Origin of the sequence: Vibrio sp. ECSMB14106 (assembly GCF_000972265.1) — a bacterium.
Taxonomy (GTDB): Bacteria; Pseudomonadota; Gammaproteobacteria; order Enterobacterales; family Vibrionaceae; genus Vibrio; species Vibrio kanaloae.
In genome coordinates this window covers 110,418-128,407 of record NZ_LAUM01000002.1, presented here as the reverse complement: position 1 = coordinate 128,407, position 17,990 = coordinate 110,418, and the positions used below count along the sequence as shown (strand labels likewise).

The window sequence follows — 17,990 nt, the reverse complement described above, 5'->3', positions numbered from 1 at the left end:
GACGCAACCAGATCGATGGTCGGTTTGCTGATACCCGTATCAACCTCGTGAGTAGATATCACTTTACTTTGTACTGAATTGCCTACGCTATCGGTTGATGTGACCACAACTTCAAATTCGGCATCTTGCGCCAGATCGCTGCCCGCCACATCCACTGTCCAGTTGCCATCGCCATCCACGGTGGTGGTGTACTCGGTACCATTGATGGTCATGGTCACAACATCGCCTTCGCTGATGTCACCACCTTTCGCCGTACCGCTAACCGTGATGGTTTGTCCGCTTTCGGCTTTGTTAATCACGTCATCGGCTGTAATGTCATAAACCGTCACGCTGCCTTTGTCGGCTTCAAGATCGACCGTATGCGTTGAAACAGTCGTGGCCGTATATGGGTTTCCTGCGTCATCAATACCAGAAACCGATGCATTAAATTGGGTATCGTTGGCAAGATCTTGACCTGAAACCTCTACAAACCAAGTTTTGTCGGCTAGAACAGTGGTTGTGTACGTATTTCCATTGATATCGAGAGTAACTGTATCTCCCGGTCCAGCATCAAAGCCAACTCGGCCAGATACGAACACATTCCCTTGGCTTTCTTCCGCGTTAATCGTGTCATCCGCGGTGATGCGATCAACTCGGATCACTGCGGTGGCAGATGTATCAGTGAAGTATTTCTCGGTAGACTCAGCATCACCCACTTGGCCAATGTCGTTTACGACGGATACAGAGGCATCAATAATCGTATCGCTATCTGCAACTAAGTCTGAGCCATTAACCTCGATCTCAAATAAACCTGTATCCGGATTGACAACTCCTGTGTATTGGTTGCCATTGATAACCAAGCTTACAGTACCCGATGAGAATTCATCACCGGTCACAGAGCCAGTGATAGTGATAGTCGCCTGAGATTCACTTAAATTAATTATTGAATCATCGGTAACTGGATCGACATTGAGGTTGACGATTAGCGGAGTATCATTATAGCTATGCTCAGAGATCCCCGTAGAGTTACTGCTGTTACCCGCAATGTCTGTTGATTCGACAGTGACATTAAAATCTGTATCTAAAGCAAGATCTTCGCCGCTCACATCAAGTTGCCAACCGCCATCTTCATTGACCGTCGTTGTGTACTCGTTACCATTGATTGTCGCAGTGACACTGTCACCAGACTCAATATCACCACCAGTAGCACGGCCCGTCACAGCAATAGTTTGACCTTGTTCGGTGACCGTAACGACATCATCGGCTGTGATGTTATCAACTGTGACGGTTCCTTGGTCTGCTTGAATATCGAGTGTGAACGTCAACTCACTTGAGCCAGAGGTGTTACCGGCTGCATCGGTTTGACGTACCGTGATGGTGTTGGCCCCTTCGTTTGGCGTGGGCACTTGCGTGGTCCATTCCCCGTCAACCAAGTATTCAACGATGGCGCCATCTTCAGTGCCAGAAACAGTAAAGCTGCCATCGTTGGTCAGGAAGTCATCTGCCAACGTGCCGCTGTCGGTATCAAGGGCAATTTGCGGCGCGTCTGGCGCTGTGGAATCGAGAGTGAACGTCAGCTCGCTGCTGCCTGATGTATTACCCGCTGCGTCGGTTTGACGAACGGTGATCGTGTTGTCACCTTCCGTTGGTACTGGTGCGGTTGTCGTCCAGTTTTCGTCAACGAGGTATTCTACTGTCGCACCCTCTTCTGTGCCGCCGACTGTGAAGCTGCCGTCGTTGGTTAAGAAGTCATCCGCCGCTGAGCCAGAGTCCGTATCAAGTGTCAGTGTTGGCGCAGCGGGTGCTGTGGTATCAAGAGTGAACGTCAGCTCGCTGCTGCCTGATGTATTACCCGCTGAGTCGGTTTGACGAACGGTGATAGTGTTGTCACCTTCCGTTGGTACTGGTGCGGTTGTCGTCCAGTTTCCGTCAACGTGGTATTCTACTGTCGCACCCTCTTCTGTGCCGCCGACTGTGAAGCTGCCGTCATTGGTTAAGAAATCATCCGACGCTGATCCAGAGTCCGTATCAAGTGTCAGTGTTGGCGCATCTGGAGCTGTTGTATCACCGATGGTCTCGTTGTCTGTCCCTAGGCGTTGGTCAATCGAACGAAAGGCATCTAGCAGACTCAAGCTTTGAGTACGAGACATACCCAACGCTTCAAATCCCGTTGTTACAAATTCGGTACCTAGGGTAGTTTCTTGAGCATCTCGCTCAATGGTTGCACTGATACTTATACTCGAACCATTTTGGCCAGCTTCAGTCGCAAATTCTTCACCTAATTCGGTCGGGTCTTGACCTTCCTCTAAAGCCGCAAAGATATTTGCGATGTCTTGTTCAAGCTCAACTTCGCTGCCGTCTTCAGGTGAAAATCGTTTTATTGATATCTGAGATTCATTTGGGGACTCAAGAATTACGTCCCCTGGTTGCAGAGACTCACCATCTTGTAGGACTCGAATCGTACCATCGAGTGAGATAACAATGCGCTGACCAAGTGCAAGTAAACTAACCAAATTCAATACTGTCACGTCCATATAATCCCCTAAAACCCACTTTTCATTAGCAACGTCAAACTTATGACATCTTATTTATAATATTAGTTAAAATATAACACTTAAAAACGTATAATTCCTAGTTATGAATCTAGTATTTATCAAGCTAAGTGACAAGGTAATGACAGTGGTCACATCACACAATAATCAAAGTGCTCATATCAACGATATAAGCTATTGTGTTTACGCTAAATAATAGGTTTAAACACATAAGATTAATGCTCTCGATAACACCATAAAATGCGCATTAATCTGTTAACATTTTTACAACTATTTACGTTCACTAGGTTAGCGAGCGTGGTTTTTTTGGCGGTTCACCTAAAATTCATATATAACGACAGAAATTGAAGATTTAGGTGTTGGCTTAATTGTGGGGAGATGTAAATTGAATTGGGTTCAAAAAACAACATTGGGGTTAGCTATAAGTTTGAGCTTACCTGCGGCGGCGCAAACCTTAGAACAAGCCGTTGCGTTTACTCTAGAAGGTAATCCTGAAATTAAAAGTGCGTATAACGAATACGTGAGTAAACGTTACCTAAATGATGCTTCCGGTGGTGCTTACCGGCCGAGCATAGATTTGGATGGTGGAATTGGCTATGAGCATACGGATCTCGTCACTAACCAGAACACGACAGATCTGACTCGAAAGGAAGCGACGATTACTTTGACTCAGTTAATTTGGGATGGCGCAAATACTTCCAACGATATTGATCGTACCGCGGCTGATGCAGAATCTGTTCGTTACCAATTACTCTCTAACGCCCAAGATATCGCTCTAGAGGTAACAAAAATATACCTTGATGCTGTGAAAGCTTATGAAGTACTCACCCTTTCTGAAAACAACCTAGCAACACACAAGGATATCTACAGCGATATTAAAAAACGTGTCGAATCAGGTATTGGTTCTACAGCAGATATGTCCCAAGTAGAAGCTCGTATTGCTAAAGCTCATGGTAATTTACTCGCAGCGCAAAACAATTTGTTTGATACACATACTCAATTTAAGCGTATTGTTGGACAGTCACCTTTAGGTTTAGTGTTTCCGCGAGCGGACGCTGGAGCAATTCCTTACACCGTAGATGGCGCTCTTGCGAAAGCTTTTAACCAACACCCTGTAATCAAAATTGCACAAGCCGATGTGGACTCAGCTAAGTTCCAATATAAACAGTCTAAAAGCTCAAATTACCCGACCGTTTCTTTTGAAGCAGCTCAAACCTGGCGTGACGATGCTGGCGGTAATGAAGGTAGCAGCGATGAGTTTTCTGCTATGGTTCGTTTAAGGTACAACCTGTATAACGGTGGTTCAGACCAAGACCGTGCAGAAAGTGCAGCTTACCAACTCAACAAGGCCAAAGACCTTCGCGAGAGCACTTACCGTAATGTAGAAGAGAGTTTACGCCTCTCGTGGAGCGCTCTGGATTTAACCGTACAACAAAAAGAGTTCTTATCAGACCACGTAGACTCAGCATCAGATACGGTTATCTCTTACGAGAAGCAATACCGCATCGGTAAACGAACACTTCTGGATTTACTTAACACTGAGAATGAACTCTTTGAAGCTCGTAAAGGTTATTTAGATGCCAAGTATGATGAACAATATGCTAAATATCGGGTCATGAACGCGACCGGTAATTTGCTGACAGGTTTACGTGTCGATATCCCTCAAGAATGGAATGAAAAGGTAGAATATTAATGAAGCTACTAAAAGCTGTATTTCCGCTCTGTCTATTTGTTGCTTCTGCCAACATTTTAGCTGACACAAACGATGAAGAATTCGAATATCGAGCGCTCCCAGAGAGCGTGCAAAGTTACGATCTAGAAGACGATGACAACGATGGTGTTATCAACGCCCGTGATTTATGTATTGATACACAAATTGGCGCAGAGATAGATAATGATGGCTGTGGCTCTTATTTCGAGTCTACGGAGGAGAAAGAACTTCATATATTATTTGCCAACAACTCAACAGAAATTAATCCTGTTTTTCTTCGCCAAATCCGTCAAATGGCAGCGTTTTTAAAACGCTATGAAAGTACCACTATTCGCCTTCAAGGTTACGCCAGCAAAGTCGGAAATTCGGCTCATAACTTAGATCTATCTAAAAAACGAGCATCAAACGTAAGACGAGCTCTAATTAGCAACGGTATTCAACCATCTAGAGTGACTATTATTGGTTATGGGGATACCGTTTTCGATAGCGAGGGGACCAAAATCAGCCACGCATTAAACCGAAAAGTAGTTGCTTCCGTTGCTGGATTTAAAGGTAATATTAAAGAAGAATGGCATATCTTCACAAAACTTGGAAGGTAGTCACAACCCGCGGTATCTAAGCTGAAACGTTATATAAGTAACGTTTCAGCTTTCTTATAATTCCTTGAACAGCATGTACCTAAGCCTTCTATAATGTTAATCTTGCCACGTTATCAACATAGAGAATTAATCCATGAGCAAACTAACAGCTGATACTCAAGCAAACCTAGAACTTTTCGTTTCAGAAACACAAGAGACAAAACTTGTATGGGGCCTTCGCAATGAAGAAGGTTGGCTAGCATGTGACTCAACTGAATTCGAAACTAGCGAAGTTATGCCATTTTGGTCATCAAAAGAAGATGCCCTCGCTCATAACGTAGAAGAGTGGGCCGACTTTGAAGTACTAGAAATTCCACTTGATATTTTTGTGGAAGATTGGTTACTGACTCTTGCTGAAGATGGTGTTCTTGTTGGTACTAACTGGAATGCAAGCTTAGAAGGTAAAGAACTAGAGCCTTCGGACCTAGCGAAATTATACATCTAATTTTCATTATAGGCCGTACGAGTGCGTACGGCCTATTTATCTTCAATAGATATCAACAAGTTAGAGACTTACCTCGCATAGTCCCTCACCGACCCCCCTTAAAAATTGAAGCAACATCAAACTAATTATAGAATATCGTTCTTTATTTGATTGATAGTTCATTGTGATACACTCCACTTTCATTGCCTTGCTGCTTTTCATTAGCTTTTATTCTTATAGCCAAATATCAACAGCAGATGAACTACATGATTCATCAATCCCCTCCTCCAATCTACATGAGACTCCCAATGCCGATTGGAATGCGCTTTATCTATCGACTCTGAAACACTCACCCGCACGTGCATTGAATATGCTCCAAACGCGCTACACTAACCTAAGTCATTTTGGAGATAAGCTCTACATATCATCCCTGTTATATCAATATATGATGCACAGAGGTCAGCCATTTTATGGTATGGACAACAAAGATAAGGAATATCAAGCCATTGAAGAAGCGTTTATTTTGGCTCTTACAAAGGATGCTCAAGGAGAAAATGAGCAAGCTCAAAAGATTTTTTTAACCTTACTGACGAAAATGCAGTCATGGAACGACCAAACTGGCCGTGCGCTATTGAAGTATCAGTTATGTCGTTCGTTAAACGAGCAAGCTAAGTATCATCAAGCAAACTACTATTGCTCAGCACTTAAAAATGCTTTGGATCAGATAGAAGACCCTGTACTCCCTAAGTTCACTACTTATCGCGTAATCGCCAATAATCACCACTTCCGTAGTGATTATCAAGCTGCGTTAAATACCTACCTATCTTTGATCAATGTGTTTCCACAAGGGCATGATATTTCAGGAATCTATAACGATGTTGGTAATTTACTTAAAGAGCTAAAGCAATACGAAAAGTCGGCGCAGTACTTAGAGGAAGCGTTGACTCTCAGAGCTAATGCTTCTGATTTGATGAAAGCTCAAGTTCATCACAGCCTAGCTGACCTATACCTAAACCAAAGAAAAAACAGTTTAGCAATCGACCATTTTATAAAAGCAAAAACACTATTGGTTGCATCTTCTCATAGCTACGGCATCGCTATGGCCAACTTAGGTTTAGGAAAAGCCTATACCCGAGCAAAAGAATATGATTTAGCCCAAAGCTACCTAGTCGAGTCTCTTTCAGCATCCAATGAACTCAATAATGATGTCATTCGAATTAATGCTTACCTTACAATAAGTGACATGTTCGAAGAACAACAACTAACAACAGAAGCACTTAATTATGCTCAACAAGCGCTAGAATTAGCCGAACAAGTCACAAGGCCCAAATATATTGCTCAAGCACTTCTTCAACTATCTGATATTGAGCAAACCCTCGAAGATTACAAACAGGCTTTCTATTTGTACCAACGATACACGGCTATAGAAATGGAAGCGCGAAACACAGACATCAGGTTAGCTTTTGAAGCGCTCGATCTTACTCACGCCAGATACGATCAAGAATTAAAACACTCACTCTTAACAAATCAAACAAGACAAGACCGACTTTATATTGAAAAAATGGAACATCAACGGCGAGTGTACAATATCATTGTAATGGTGTTGCTATGCACAACAATCTTAACCATGTTAGTAAATAGAGCAATTCGAGCGAAGGCTACTATTGATGGCATGACAAAATCATACAACCGCACCGATATAATACGCAGAATTAAGCAAATTAAACGTTGCCAAAGAACAAATAGGCAACATGTTCTTATTTTGCTCGACCTAGATAAGTTTAAGCAGATTAATGATGAATATGGTCACCCAACAGGTGACAGAGCACTCGTTTATGTGGGTAATCAAATAAGAAAGCATTTAGTAAAAGGTGAGTTATTTGGCCGCTTGGGCGGCGAAGAATTTCTTGTCATGCTGACCGACATCAAGCCTTCTGAGGTGCGTGAACGTGTAGAAGAACTGCATTATGCAATATCAAACAGTATCTTTCTGTCAGAAAGCAAAAAGCCACTTAATGTAACCGCGAGTTTTGCGTATCTAGCAACCTCAAACGCACTAAGTGACTTTGATGAGCTCTACTCTGTTCTTGACCAAGCGTTGTATCAAGCAAAGAGTAATGGTCGAAACTGTATCATTGATGCTTATAGCGAACCGATTGATCTACCTGAAGCTATTTATACTCCGTCTGTTTACGAACCAACTCAACCATAATGCTTTCACGGTCAGCTAAGTAGTCGTTAAGGCCAACTTTACGCAGTTCACACGCAGGACAATCGCCACAGCCATCACCGATAATACCGTTGTAGCAAGTCAGGGTTTTGTTACGAACAAGAGCAAGTGCAGAATACTGGTCGGCCATCGCCCATGTTTCAGCTTTATTCAGCCACATTAATGGAGTTTTGATATCAAGCTTCTTGTCCATACCTTGTACAAGTGCCGAGTTCATCGCCTTCACAAAGTCATTACGGCAATCAGGGTAACCAGAAAAGTCTGTTTCACACACACCTGTAATCACGGTTTCAGCACCGATTTGGTAAGCGTAAATGCCCGCTAGAGTTAGGAATAGAATATTACGACCAGGAACGAATGAATTCGGCAGCCCATTCTCTTGCAGCTCATGAGACACAGGAATATCGTCACGAGTCAGAGAGCTGATAGCCAGTTCATTCAACAAAGTCACATCCATCACTTTGTGCGCTTTTACACCAAGCTCTTTCGACAATGACTCCGCAACTTCAATCTCGAGTCTATGACGCTGACCATAATCAAACGTAATAGCATGAACTTCATCATACTCTTTTAATGCCTGAACAAGACACGTTGTTGAGTCTTGACCACCACTGAATACTACCACTGCTTTTTTCATCTTAAATCCTTACGAGAACCTTCTACTAGCGACTTATCTTGCCCAGTAAAAATACAACCTACGCGATGCTCAAATATTTGTGAGTTTGTATTGATAAGCGCCAATTGCGCTCAATGCAGGTATCAATACAAAGCTGAGTAGCGCGGTCTTTTTGACTGATTGGTTGCAGAGCGATAACAGTGTCGCTAGCAACCGCAGCTCGATCCAATAAACCGTCAAGTTGTTCGATGTCTTTGCTTGTGCCTACTGGATGCTTAATTTCGTTAGCGCGTTGTAAAGCGCTATCTAAAATTTCCAGTTTCGCCTTCATTGCCACTTTTGGTGACACCGTAACCCAAGTGTCCGATGTAGCTTTAACTTCTGATGTTCCGCTAGTCTCAATCTGACAGCGACAACCGTGCTGCTCAAATGCTTCAGTAAGAGGAACAAGATCATAAATGCATGGCTCACCACCAGTAATCACAATGTGCTTAGCAGTGTAACCTTGCTTGATATATTCATTCACAATTCCTTGAGCATCAATTGCTGACCAAGTTGGTGAATCCTCTGTTTTAACCATGATGTTACCAAGACTAGTTTCATCTTTAGGTAATGCGTCCCAAGTCTGTTTGGTATCGCACCAAGAACAGCCTACAGGACAAACTTGCAGACGAACAAAAACAGCGGGAACGCCAGTAAACATGCCCTCACCCTGGATGGTTTCAAACATTTCATTAATCTTGTACAACTTTCCCTCTGCTTTATTATTTGATGAAATTAATCAACCGCAGACCTTAAAGCACTTACTCGTTTTGGTCAAACAAATGAATAGCGATAAATGAGTTGCTCAAACCCCTAGCCTGAAGTTTCAAGTTCCCTTATCCTTTCGTTCATTAGGTTTCGTTAAGCTTTAATTTTTAGTAAGGAACAACATGTACAAACTAATTGCTCTTGATATGGATGGGACACTACTCAACAGTAAAAAAGTAATTTCTCAAGAGAACAAAGACGCGATTGCCAAAGCTCGTGCTACCGGTGTGAAAGTCGTTCTGGCTTCTGGTCGCCCTTTAGAAGGCATGCAGAGTAAGTTAGATGAACTTTCAATCAATGGCGACGATGACTTTGTGCTCTTCTACAATGGCTGTATGGTTCAGAACGTTTCGACAAAAGAGCTCATCCATAGCGAGATCAGTAATGGTAAAGCAGCGAAAGAGGTCGCGGTATTGGCTGAACAACTTGGTGGCTATGTTCATGCTTTCAGCAAGGTTCATGGTTTGATTACTCCAGAGAATAATGAGTACACAAGTATTGAAGCGCGTATTAACGGCTTAGACATAACCGAACTCGACTTCTCTCAACTGGAAGACGATCATGAAATTATAAAAACTATGATTGTAGCTGAACCAACGAAATTGACTGAAATCATAAGCAATTTACCTCAGCAGCTTAAGAATCAGTTCACTATCGTGCAAAGTGCCCCCTTCTTCTTAGAATTTCTTAACCCGAACTCAAACAAAGGTGTCGGTATCGAAGCCATTGCTAAGCACTTGGGTATTGCAGCAGAAGAAGTGATCTGTATGGGTGATGCAGAGAACGATCATCACATGCTTAATTTTGCTGGCCTTGGCATTGCAATGGACAACGCAATGGAGGAGACCAAGAAGTTAGCTGACTACATAACAGCAAGCAATGACGACCACGGTGTAGCCGTCGCGATTGAAAAATTTATCTTCAACTCGTAAACGTTAGATAAACCCTTAGGCTTTATCTATCTCGCCCTAAAACATCTTGAGATAAAGAAGGCTGTGCAGTGCACAGCCTTCTTTTATTTAACAAGAGTGGTTTAACTATTTCCGGGCCCAAGGCAGACGAAACGCCACTACACCAAATAAAATCAAGATTGGAAAACGTAACGTCTCAACAATAAAAGAAGCGATACCACTAAAAGAGACAAAGCTCCCCGCCCAACTGATCAGCAAATTACCAGCAAGTAGCATCACAATGACCCCAATCACGACCTTAAATGAGAACTGACCGACCAAAGGTTTTGAGTCTATTAATGTTACAAGGCAAGCAATTGTCATCAAAATCGCCACCCAGAATGAGAATGTTGGTAATGGCCAGATAACCGTAAGTACGATTGATAACAGGCACAAGCCCCACCAAACACCTTTAGAGCTCAATAACACACTAATATCAACATCAGGTTTCGCGTCTAATCTCACAATATGCCACGTTGTTAAGGCTCCCAATACGCCGCCAATCAAAACATCACTAAAGAAAGCACTGCCTGAATAAGACTTAAACAGCATTATCCAAAGTAGACCAACGACCACAATCACTATCGACTTTTGTTCAAACAAACACTTTAGTTTCCAAAATACTAATAAGCTTAAACTGACCCATAGGGCAGCTAACAAACTTGGAAAACTATACCCACTGCTCAGCACCAGTTTCAATGTTGGTAAATAGGCGTGCGGAGGTGGAAAACCAAAGCCTTGGTGCGCAATTAAAGTAAGCAGTGTTACTGATATCAACGTGAAACCAAACTTCAACGCAAAATTACGGCCAAAATACCAAGCTATCAACGGCAGGATAATGATGAAAACCCAGGGCTTTGCGAGTAAGTCAGTCAAAAGTGCCGTACTAGAAAACACACTCGGCAAATTATCGAACATGTTTTGAAGTGAAACAATCCAGTTCAGTTCAACTTGGTGAACTTTCGGCGCAGCGCCCACTAGCTCAGTCACATAAGTCACTGGCTGCTCCTTCGCGGAAAGAAACAGCTCGTTAATCTCAGACCACTGTTCTGGGTAACGGTATTGGTTTGCTTCCAACTCATTAGGAGGAAGCAACATCGCTCTGCTAACCTCGACTCCATAGTGAGGAGCAAACCAGACAGGAAGTTCAAAGCCACCTAGCTCATTTTGAGATCGATAACTGACCACTTCAGAATCAGAGACGCAGTCAAACACAACGGCGCTATCGGTGTAACCCAGCACATCACCAACAGTAACGGACAAACCGGCCTCTTCCCAAGTTTCACGTTGCGCTGCGATAGCTGGAGGCTCACCAGAAACAACAGTGCCACCCGGCAGAGATAATCGCCCTGTGATCAGTTCATCAACCAACACGATTTGGTTATCAGCACGCACTACACACAAGGCACCCGCGACATGATCAGGCAAGGTGTTGCTAGCCCAAGCGGAAGTAGTACTCAAAAGAGAAAAAATAAGAACTAATAAATATCGAATAACCAACAAATTTACCTAAAAATAAAAGCTGAAAATACAGAATACTCTAGTGTAATCCTACACAACGAAGACTGCTGTCTATGTTTCGTGCAAAGACTTTCTCATCCATTGAATATGAGGAGTGAACCCCATTTTTTGATAGAAATCCTTGGCAGGTGAATTAAAATCCCAAACCTCGACAAAAACCTGCGTCACGCCATAGTCCTCAAAAGTCGACTCAACACGACTAAACAGCATTTTCGCCACCTTCAGTTTACGATATTCCGGCAAAACAAAAAGCTCGTCGACACTGCCCATCTGTACCGGTTTACTCACAGTTGAGATAAGCTCACAAAAATGAGCCGAGATAAAACCAATAATCAGTCCCCCTTTTAATGCCACATACACCAAGCACTCAGGGTTATCCAAATATCGTGCGATGCTCTTTTCCTGCTCTATTTCTTCAGCCGTTTTAAAATGCTCAGGACACGCAATATGATGATGTTGATGAAGATCAAACATCAACTCATTAAGTTGCTCTAGATCGGTGTGCTTTGCTGCCCTTAGGGTGACATTCATGACGAGTACGCTTCTCAAACCAAATTAGTATTTAAATTAAGTCTAGTTTACTTGCAGTCAGTATCTATACAAGTAATTGAATTAATTCATTGTTTGAACGGCACGTTTAGATACAAAAATGGCCACATTATTGTGACCATAAGTTGATATTTTGATTCAAACCTATTTGCCTAACTTCTTAGCAATTTCAGTTAAGCTCGTAGGATCGTCAATCGTTGAAGGCACCACATATTGTTCACCTTCTGCGATCTGTCGGATGGTTCTGCGTAAGATCTTACCGGAGCGTGTCTTAGGCAACCTCTCAACAACCAATGCTTGCTTAAAACAGGCAACCGCCCCAATTTCGTTACGAACCTTACCAACCAATTCCGCTTGTAATTCAGAGCCATCGACTTTCACGCCATCTTTCAGCACAACTAAACCAAGAGGTAGCTGCCCTTTTAAATCATCGTGAATACCGACTACCGCGCATTCTGCAATAGCAGGGTGACCTCCAACGATCTCTTCCATTTCTCCTGTCGACAGACGATGCCCCGCCACGTTTATCACATCATCAATACGGCCCATGATAAATAGGTAACCATCTTCATCAAGATAGCCACCGTCACCCGAAACGTAATAGCCTGAGAATTGGCTTAAATAGCCAGATTCAAACCTATCGTGGTTACGCCACACCGTCGGTAAACAGCCTGGTGGAAGCGGTCGTTTAAGTGCTACAAAACCTTGTTGGTTAGCTTGTGCAGGCTCACCCAATTCATTGAGGATTTCGACTTGATAGCCCGGCACAGGTTTAGTTGAAGAGCCCGCTTTCACAGGCAAAGACTCAAGTCCTGTAGGGTTAGCTGAGATAGCCCAACCCGTCTCGGTTTGCCACCAATGGTCAATAACTGGTTTGCTGGTATGAGATTCAACCCAATCTAATGTTGGCGGGTCTAAGCGTTCGCCAGCCATGAAAATCGACTTGAGTGATGATAAGTCATACTTGGTGAGCAACTCGCCTTTTGGATCTTCTTTCTTAATGGCTCTAAATGCCGTTGGAGCAGAAAACAATACATCGACTTTGTATTCTTCACACACTCGCCAAAATGCGCCGGGATCTGGCGTTCGTACTGGCTTGCCTTCAAACAGAATCGTGGTACAGCCATGAATCAGTGGTGCGTACACAATATAAGAATGCCCAACCACCCAACCCACATCAGAAGCCGCCCAAAACACACCATCTTGCGGCATATCGTAGATAGTGCTCATCGAGTATTTCATCGCGACCGCGTGACCGCCATTATCGCGGACAACCCCTTTCGGCTTCCCTGTCGTACCCGAGGTATAGAGGATATATAACGGGTCGGTTGCCAAAACAGGCACACACTCATGAGGCTCAATACCAGCCACCGCTTGTTGCCAATGCAAATCACGCTCTTTGTTTAACTCAGCAAGGCATTGCTCTCTTTGAAAAACTACGACTTTTTCAGGCTTCCAACGGCTATCCATGATCGCGCGGTCAACCATCGGTTTATAAGGTAGAACCTTGTTGATTTCGATACCACATGAGGCGGTGATCAAGACTTTGGGTTCGGCATCTTCAATTCGAACCGCAAGCTCATGCGGAGCAAATCCGCCGAACACCACAGAGTGCACTGCGCCTAGTCGTGCACAGGCTAGCATTGCCATTGCCGCTTCAGGAATCATTGGCATGTAGATAACCACACGATCTCCTTTGATTACACCCTGTTGAGCCAACATACCCGCTGTCTTAGCCACTTGTTCACGAAGCTCATTGTAGGTGTAAGACGACTTGATACCCGTGACTGGCGAATCATAGATCAGCGCGACCTTATCACCACGGCCATTTTTACAATGATAATCCAACGCCAACCAACAAGTATTCATCACCCCATCAGGAAACCAGCGTTCAATACCGTTATCGTCCGTTTGTAATATCGTTTTTGGAGACTCAAACCAATCAATGGCTTGTGATTGTGTTTCCCAAAATGAATTTGGGTCTTCCCTCGCCCATTGATACTCGGTGATGTAATCGGTTTTTCTGTTCATTCGATTCGTAGCAGACATAGTGCCTCCTCCATGATTTATCCATTTTCCAAGCGGCTAGTCTTTGGCAGTAACACTTGGTTGCACTCTTTTCTCAGCGTTGTTTTCGGAACATTTAACCGCTCACGACAATCGCTTTACTTGGGAAAAGGCACACGAATGGCACCTTCCATGATCACTCGGGCACTACGACTCATGATCGCCCTCTCAATTTTCCATCCGCTTTCTGTCTGCAAAGCTTTAGCACCCACCTTCAAGGTCCCTGATGGATGACCAAAGGTCACAAAGTCACGAGAGCTTCCTCCCGCAGCTAAATTCACTAAAGTTCCCGGGACACTTACGGCTGAAGCAATCGCAACCGCTGCTGTGCCCATCATGGCGTGATGCAGTTGCCCCATAGACAAAGCTCGTATCAGAACGTCAGTATCATCCGCAGCAACCAACTTGCCACTTGAAGCTTGATACGCTTGAGGCTTAGCAACAAAGGCGACTTTAGGTGTGTGTTGGCGAGATTCAGCTTGTTCTAACGAATCAATAAGCCCCATCGCAACTGCGCCATGTGCTCGGATGGATTCAAACAGTGCCAAGGCTTTTGCGTCACTGTTGATATCCGATTGAAGCTCAGTGCCTTGATATCCGACCGATTCCGCATCAACAAAAATGGTTGGTATTCCTGCATTGATGTATGTCGCTTTGATGCAACCTAGCTTTGGAACATCTAAGAAATCGACAACATTCCCTGTCGGAAACATTGAACCACTCGCATCAGCTGGATCAAGAAAATCAACCTGAATTTCAGCGGCGGGGAAAGTGACGCCATCGAGTTCAAAATCACCCAACTCTTGAACTTCACCATTAACGATGGGCACGTGAACAATGATGGTTTTCTCTATGTTCACTTGCCATACTCGCACCTCGACCACACCGTTTTCTGGAATACGACTTAAATCGACCAAACCACTGTGAATGGCGAACGGACCAATTGCCGCAGACAAGTTCCCACAGTTACCACTCCAATCGACAAACGGCTTGTCTATCGCCACTTGACCAAAGAGATAATCAACATCGTGATCGGCCTTACTGCTTTTCGAAACAATCACGGTTTTACTGGTACTGGATGTTGCACCACCCATACCATCGGTTTGCTTACCATAAGGATCTGGGCTGCCAATCACACGCAGAAGGAATTCGTCTCTCGCAGATCCCGCAACTTGCGCCGCTTCTGGCAAGTCATTCAAGCAAAAGAAAACACCTTTACTGGTCCCTCCACGCATATAAGTTGCCGGGACTTTTATCTGTTTAATGTCCATCACAGGCTCCTATTGCGCGAGAAAGTCTTTGGCAAAGCGTTGTAATACGCCACCAGCGCTGTACACACTTACTTCGTCTGCCGTATCCAATCTACAGGTCACTGGCACATCAAGTTTTTCACCGCTTTTACGAGTGATTACCAACGCCAAATCTGAACCCGCTTGGATGTCGCCATACACATCGTAAAGCTCAGTGCCATCGAGTTGTAAGGTGTTGCGATCCGTTCCCTCTTTGAATTGCAAAGGCAAAACGCCCATACCGACTAAATTGGTCCTGTGGATTCGCTCAAAGCCTTCAGCAACAATCACTTCAACACCCGCTAAGCGAACTCCTTTGGCCGCCCAATCGCGTGATGAGCCTTGCCCATAGTCTGCGCCAGCCACAACAATCAAAGGTTGTTTACGGTTCATGTAGGTCTCTATCGCTTCCCACATGCGAGTTACTTGTCCCTCAGGCTCAACTCGTGCTAATGAACCCTGTACCACGCTTCCTGATTCCTTGACCATTTCATTGAACAGTTTCGGGTTAGCAAAGGTCGCTCTTTGTGCCGTAAGATGATCGCCTCGGTGAGTCGCATACGAGTTAAAGTCCTCTTCTGGAACGTCCATTTTTGCGAGGTATTCACCTGCCGCACTTGAAGCTAGAATCGCATTTGATGGCGATAAGTGATCGGTGGTGATGTTGTCACCTAAGATCGCTAAAGGTCTCATACCAGAAAGGCTTCGCTCACCCGCCAACGCACCTTCCCAATAAGGTGGTCTGCGAATATAGGTACTTTGAGGTCGCCAGTCATAAAGCGGTTCAGTCGTTACCTGATCCTCATCTGGCTGGAACATTTTCACGTAGATTTGTTGGAATTGCTGAGGCTTAACATGTTCACCGACAACAGCATCGATCTCGGCATCGCTCGGCCACAAGTCACTTAAATAGATAGGGTTGCCATTGTTATCATTGCCTAAGCTGTCTTTCTCGATATCAAAGCGAATCGTGCCAGCTAAGGCGTAAGCAACTACCAATGGCGGTGAGGCTAAAAACGCTTGTTTCGCATAAGGATGGATTCGACCATCGAAGTTTCGATTCCCCGATAACACAGCGGTTGAATACAGGTCACGGTCGATGATCTCTTGTTGGATAGCAGGATCCAACGCCCCGCTCATACCATTACAGGTAGTACACGCATAACCGACGATACCGAAGCCTAGCTTTTCCAGCTCAGGTAGCAAACCTGCTGACTCGAGATAGAGTTTGGCAACTTTAGAACCTGGCGCAAATGACGTTTTCACCCACGGCTTGCGAACTAATCCAAGCTGATTGGCTTTCTTAGCCACCAATGCAGCGGCGACCACGTTTCTTGGATTACTGGTATTCGTACAAGAGGTAATCGCCGCAATGATTACGGCACCATCTGGCATTTGCTCGTCGCTGTACTGCTTAGCATGCTGCTCTTTCCAAGATGCTTGACTGATGCCTTGTTCAGCCAGCTCTCTGGTTGGCAAACGACGATGGGGATTGGATGGCCCTGCAAGATTGCGCTCGACCTTCGACAAATCAAACTCAAGTACGCGCTCATATTGAGCAGAATCGAGATCGTCAGCCCATAGCCCAGTTTGCTTAGCGTAGCGTTCAACTAATTCAACCTGCTCAGGTTCACGACCTGTAAGCTGAAGGTATTGAATGGTCTGCTCATCGATGTAAAACATCCCCGCAGTCGCGCCGTATTCTGGCGTCATGTTGGAGATGGTTGCGCGGTCACCAATGGTCAGTGCACGAGCCCCTTCACCAAAGAATTCTAAGTAACTCGAAACCACTCTCTCATTGCGAAGGAACTCTGTAATCGCAAGCACGATATCCGTTGCGGTTATCCCTTCTTGTCGTTGACCCGTCAGCTTAACGCCGACAATATCAGGCAAACGCATCATTGACGGACGACCGAGCATCACAGTCTCAGCTTCCAAGCCACCCACACCAATCGCAATCACGCCCAGAGCATCAACGTGCGGTGTATGGCTATCGGTACCGACACAGGTATCAGGAAACGCGATGCCTTCTTTAGATTGAATAACTGGAGACATTTTCTCCAAGTTAATCTGGTGCATGATCCCGTTACCAGCAGGGATCACACTCACGTTCTTAAACGCGGTTTTACACCATTCGATAAAGTGAAAACGGTCTTCGTTTCTGCGCTCTTCAATCGCGCGGTTTTTATCAAATGCTTCGTTATCAAACCCGGCATGTTCCACTGCCAAAGAGTGATCAACAATCAGTTGAGTTTCGACCACTGGGTTCACCTTGGCAGGGTCTCCGCCTTGGTCGGCAATAGCATCGCGTAAGCCAGCTAAATCAACTAAAGCGGTCTGACCTAGAATGTCATGACACACCACTCGCGCAGGATACCAAGGAAAATCTAAGTCGCTCTTGCGTTCAATGATCTGCTTTAAGCTGTCTTCAAGGGTTTCAGGATCACAGCGTCTTACTAATTGCTCTGCCAAAACTCGCGACGTATAAGGCAAGGTTTTATAAGCGCCCGGGGATATTGCTTCTACCGCTTCGCAAGCGTCGAAATATTCTAAACCCGTTCCCGGTAAAACCTTTCGATACTTGTTTTCATCAACCTCTTGGTTTCTTTCAAGTTTTACATCAGACATACATCCACCATTACCTGTTAAATTCT

The 17,990-nt window shown here is 44.5% G+C and carries 13 protein-coding genes; 5 read left to right on the top strand and 8 right to left on the bottom strand.

From position 1 onward, the window contains the following. On the bottom strand, window positions 1-2,513 hold a 2,513-nt coding region (locus WR49_RS20800; protein ID WP_156155656.1), incomplete at its 3' end, for an Ig-like domain-containing protein. Between the two features lie 445 nt (window positions 2,514-2,958). On the opposite strand from WR49_RS20800, the gene WR49_RS02080 reads away from it, so the two are divergent. From WR49_RS02080 to WR49_RS02065, 4 genes are all read left to right on the top strand, one after another. Then, on the top strand, window positions 2,959-4,224 hold the full coding sequence (locus WR49_RS02080) for a TolC family outer membrane protein (RefSeq protein ID WP_029626811.1): 1,266 nt from the start codon (window positions 2,959-2,961) through the stop codon (window positions 4,222-4,224). Then, the gene (locus tag WR49_RS02075; RefSeq protein ID WP_046222896.1) at window positions 4,224-4,841 is read left to right on the top strand and encodes an OmpA family protein; all 618 of its coding nucleotides are present in this window, start codon (window positions 4,224-4,226) and stop codon (window positions 4,839-4,841) included. Before WR49_RS02080 ends, WR49_RS02075 begins: the two co-directional genes overlap by 1 nt. A 133-nt stretch (window positions 4,842-4,974) precedes the next feature. Continuing rightward, window positions 4,975-5,325: a DUF2750 domain-containing protein gene (locus tag WR49_RS02070; protein WP_017055260.1), complete on the top strand. Its 351-nt coding sequence runs from the start codon at window positions 4,975-4,977 to the stop codon at window positions 5,323-5,325. A gap of 163 nt (window positions 5,326-5,488) precedes the next feature. Then, window positions 5,489-7,516 carry a tetratricopeptide repeat-containing diguanylate cyclase gene (locus tag WR49_RS02065; RefSeq protein ID WP_046222895.1) on the top strand — a complete coding sequence of 676 codons (2,028 nt, stop codon included), beginning with the start codon at window positions 5,489-5,491 and terminating at the stop codon, window positions 7,514-7,516. Here the strand turns inward: WR49_RS02065 and queC are convergent. Beyond that, window positions 7,476-8,171: a 7-cyano-7-deazaguanine synthase QueC gene (gene queC, locus WR49_RS02060; RefSeq protein WP_046222894.1), complete on the bottom strand. Its 696-nt coding sequence runs from the start codon at window positions 8,169-8,171 to the stop codon at window positions 7,476-7,478. The genes WR49_RS02065 and queC overlap by 41 nt on opposite strands. A 58-nt stretch (window positions 8,172-8,229) precedes the next feature. Further along, window positions 8,230-8,898, bottom strand: a complete 669-nt coding sequence (gene queE, locus WR49_RS02055; protein WP_315897559.1) for a 7-carboxy-7-deazaguanine synthase QueE — start codon at window positions 8,896-8,898, stop codon at window positions 8,230-8,232. A 184-nt stretch (window positions 8,899-9,082) separates the two neighbouring features. Here queE and WR49_RS02050 point away from each other — a divergent pair, with 184 nt between their 5' ends. Further along, window positions 9,083-9,892, top strand: coding sequence for a Cof-type HAD-IIB family hydrolase (locus WR49_RS02050; RefSeq protein ID WP_046222893.1), 810 nt, complete (start codon window positions 9,083-9,085; stop codon window positions 9,890-9,892). Between the two features lie 105 nt (window positions 9,893-9,997). On the opposite strand, the gene WR49_RS02045 is transcribed toward WR49_RS02050, so the two are convergent. The 5 genes from WR49_RS02045 to acnD form a co-directional block, all read right to left on the bottom strand. Continuing rightward, window positions 9,998-11,410 carry a bifunctional NUDIX hydrolase/phosphatase PAP2 family protein gene (locus tag WR49_RS02045; RefSeq protein ID WP_046222892.1) on the bottom strand — a complete coding sequence of 471 codons (1,413 nt, stop codon included), beginning with the start codon at window positions 11,408-11,410 and terminating at the stop codon, window positions 9,998-10,000. A 72-nt stretch (window positions 11,411-11,482) separates the two neighbouring features. Further along, window positions 11,483-11,962, bottom strand: a complete 480-nt coding sequence (locus tag WR49_RS02040; protein ID WP_046222891.1) for a GNAT family N-acetyltransferase — start codon at window positions 11,960-11,962, stop codon at window positions 11,483-11,485. 162 nt (window positions 11,963-12,124) lie between these two features. Further along, entirely contained in the window at window positions 12,125-14,029 is a 1,905-nt protein-coding gene (locus WR49_RS02035; RefSeq protein WP_046222890.1) for a propionyl-CoA synthetase, read from the bottom strand. Between the two features lie 116 nt (window positions 14,030-14,145). Then, window positions 14,146-15,318, bottom strand: a complete 1,173-nt coding sequence (gene prpF / locus WR49_RS02030) for a 2-methylaconitate cis-trans isomerase PrpF (protein WP_046222889.1) — start codon at window positions 15,316-15,318, stop codon at window positions 14,146-14,148. A 9-nt stretch (window positions 15,319-15,327) separates the two neighbouring features. Beyond that, window positions 15,328-17,964: a Fe/S-dependent 2-methylisocitrate dehydratase AcnD gene (gene acnD, locus WR49_RS02025; RefSeq protein WP_046222888.1), complete on the bottom strand. Its 2,637-nt coding sequence runs from the start codon at window positions 17,962-17,964 to the stop codon at window positions 15,328-15,330. Window positions 17,965-17,990 lie beyond the last annotated feature (26 nt).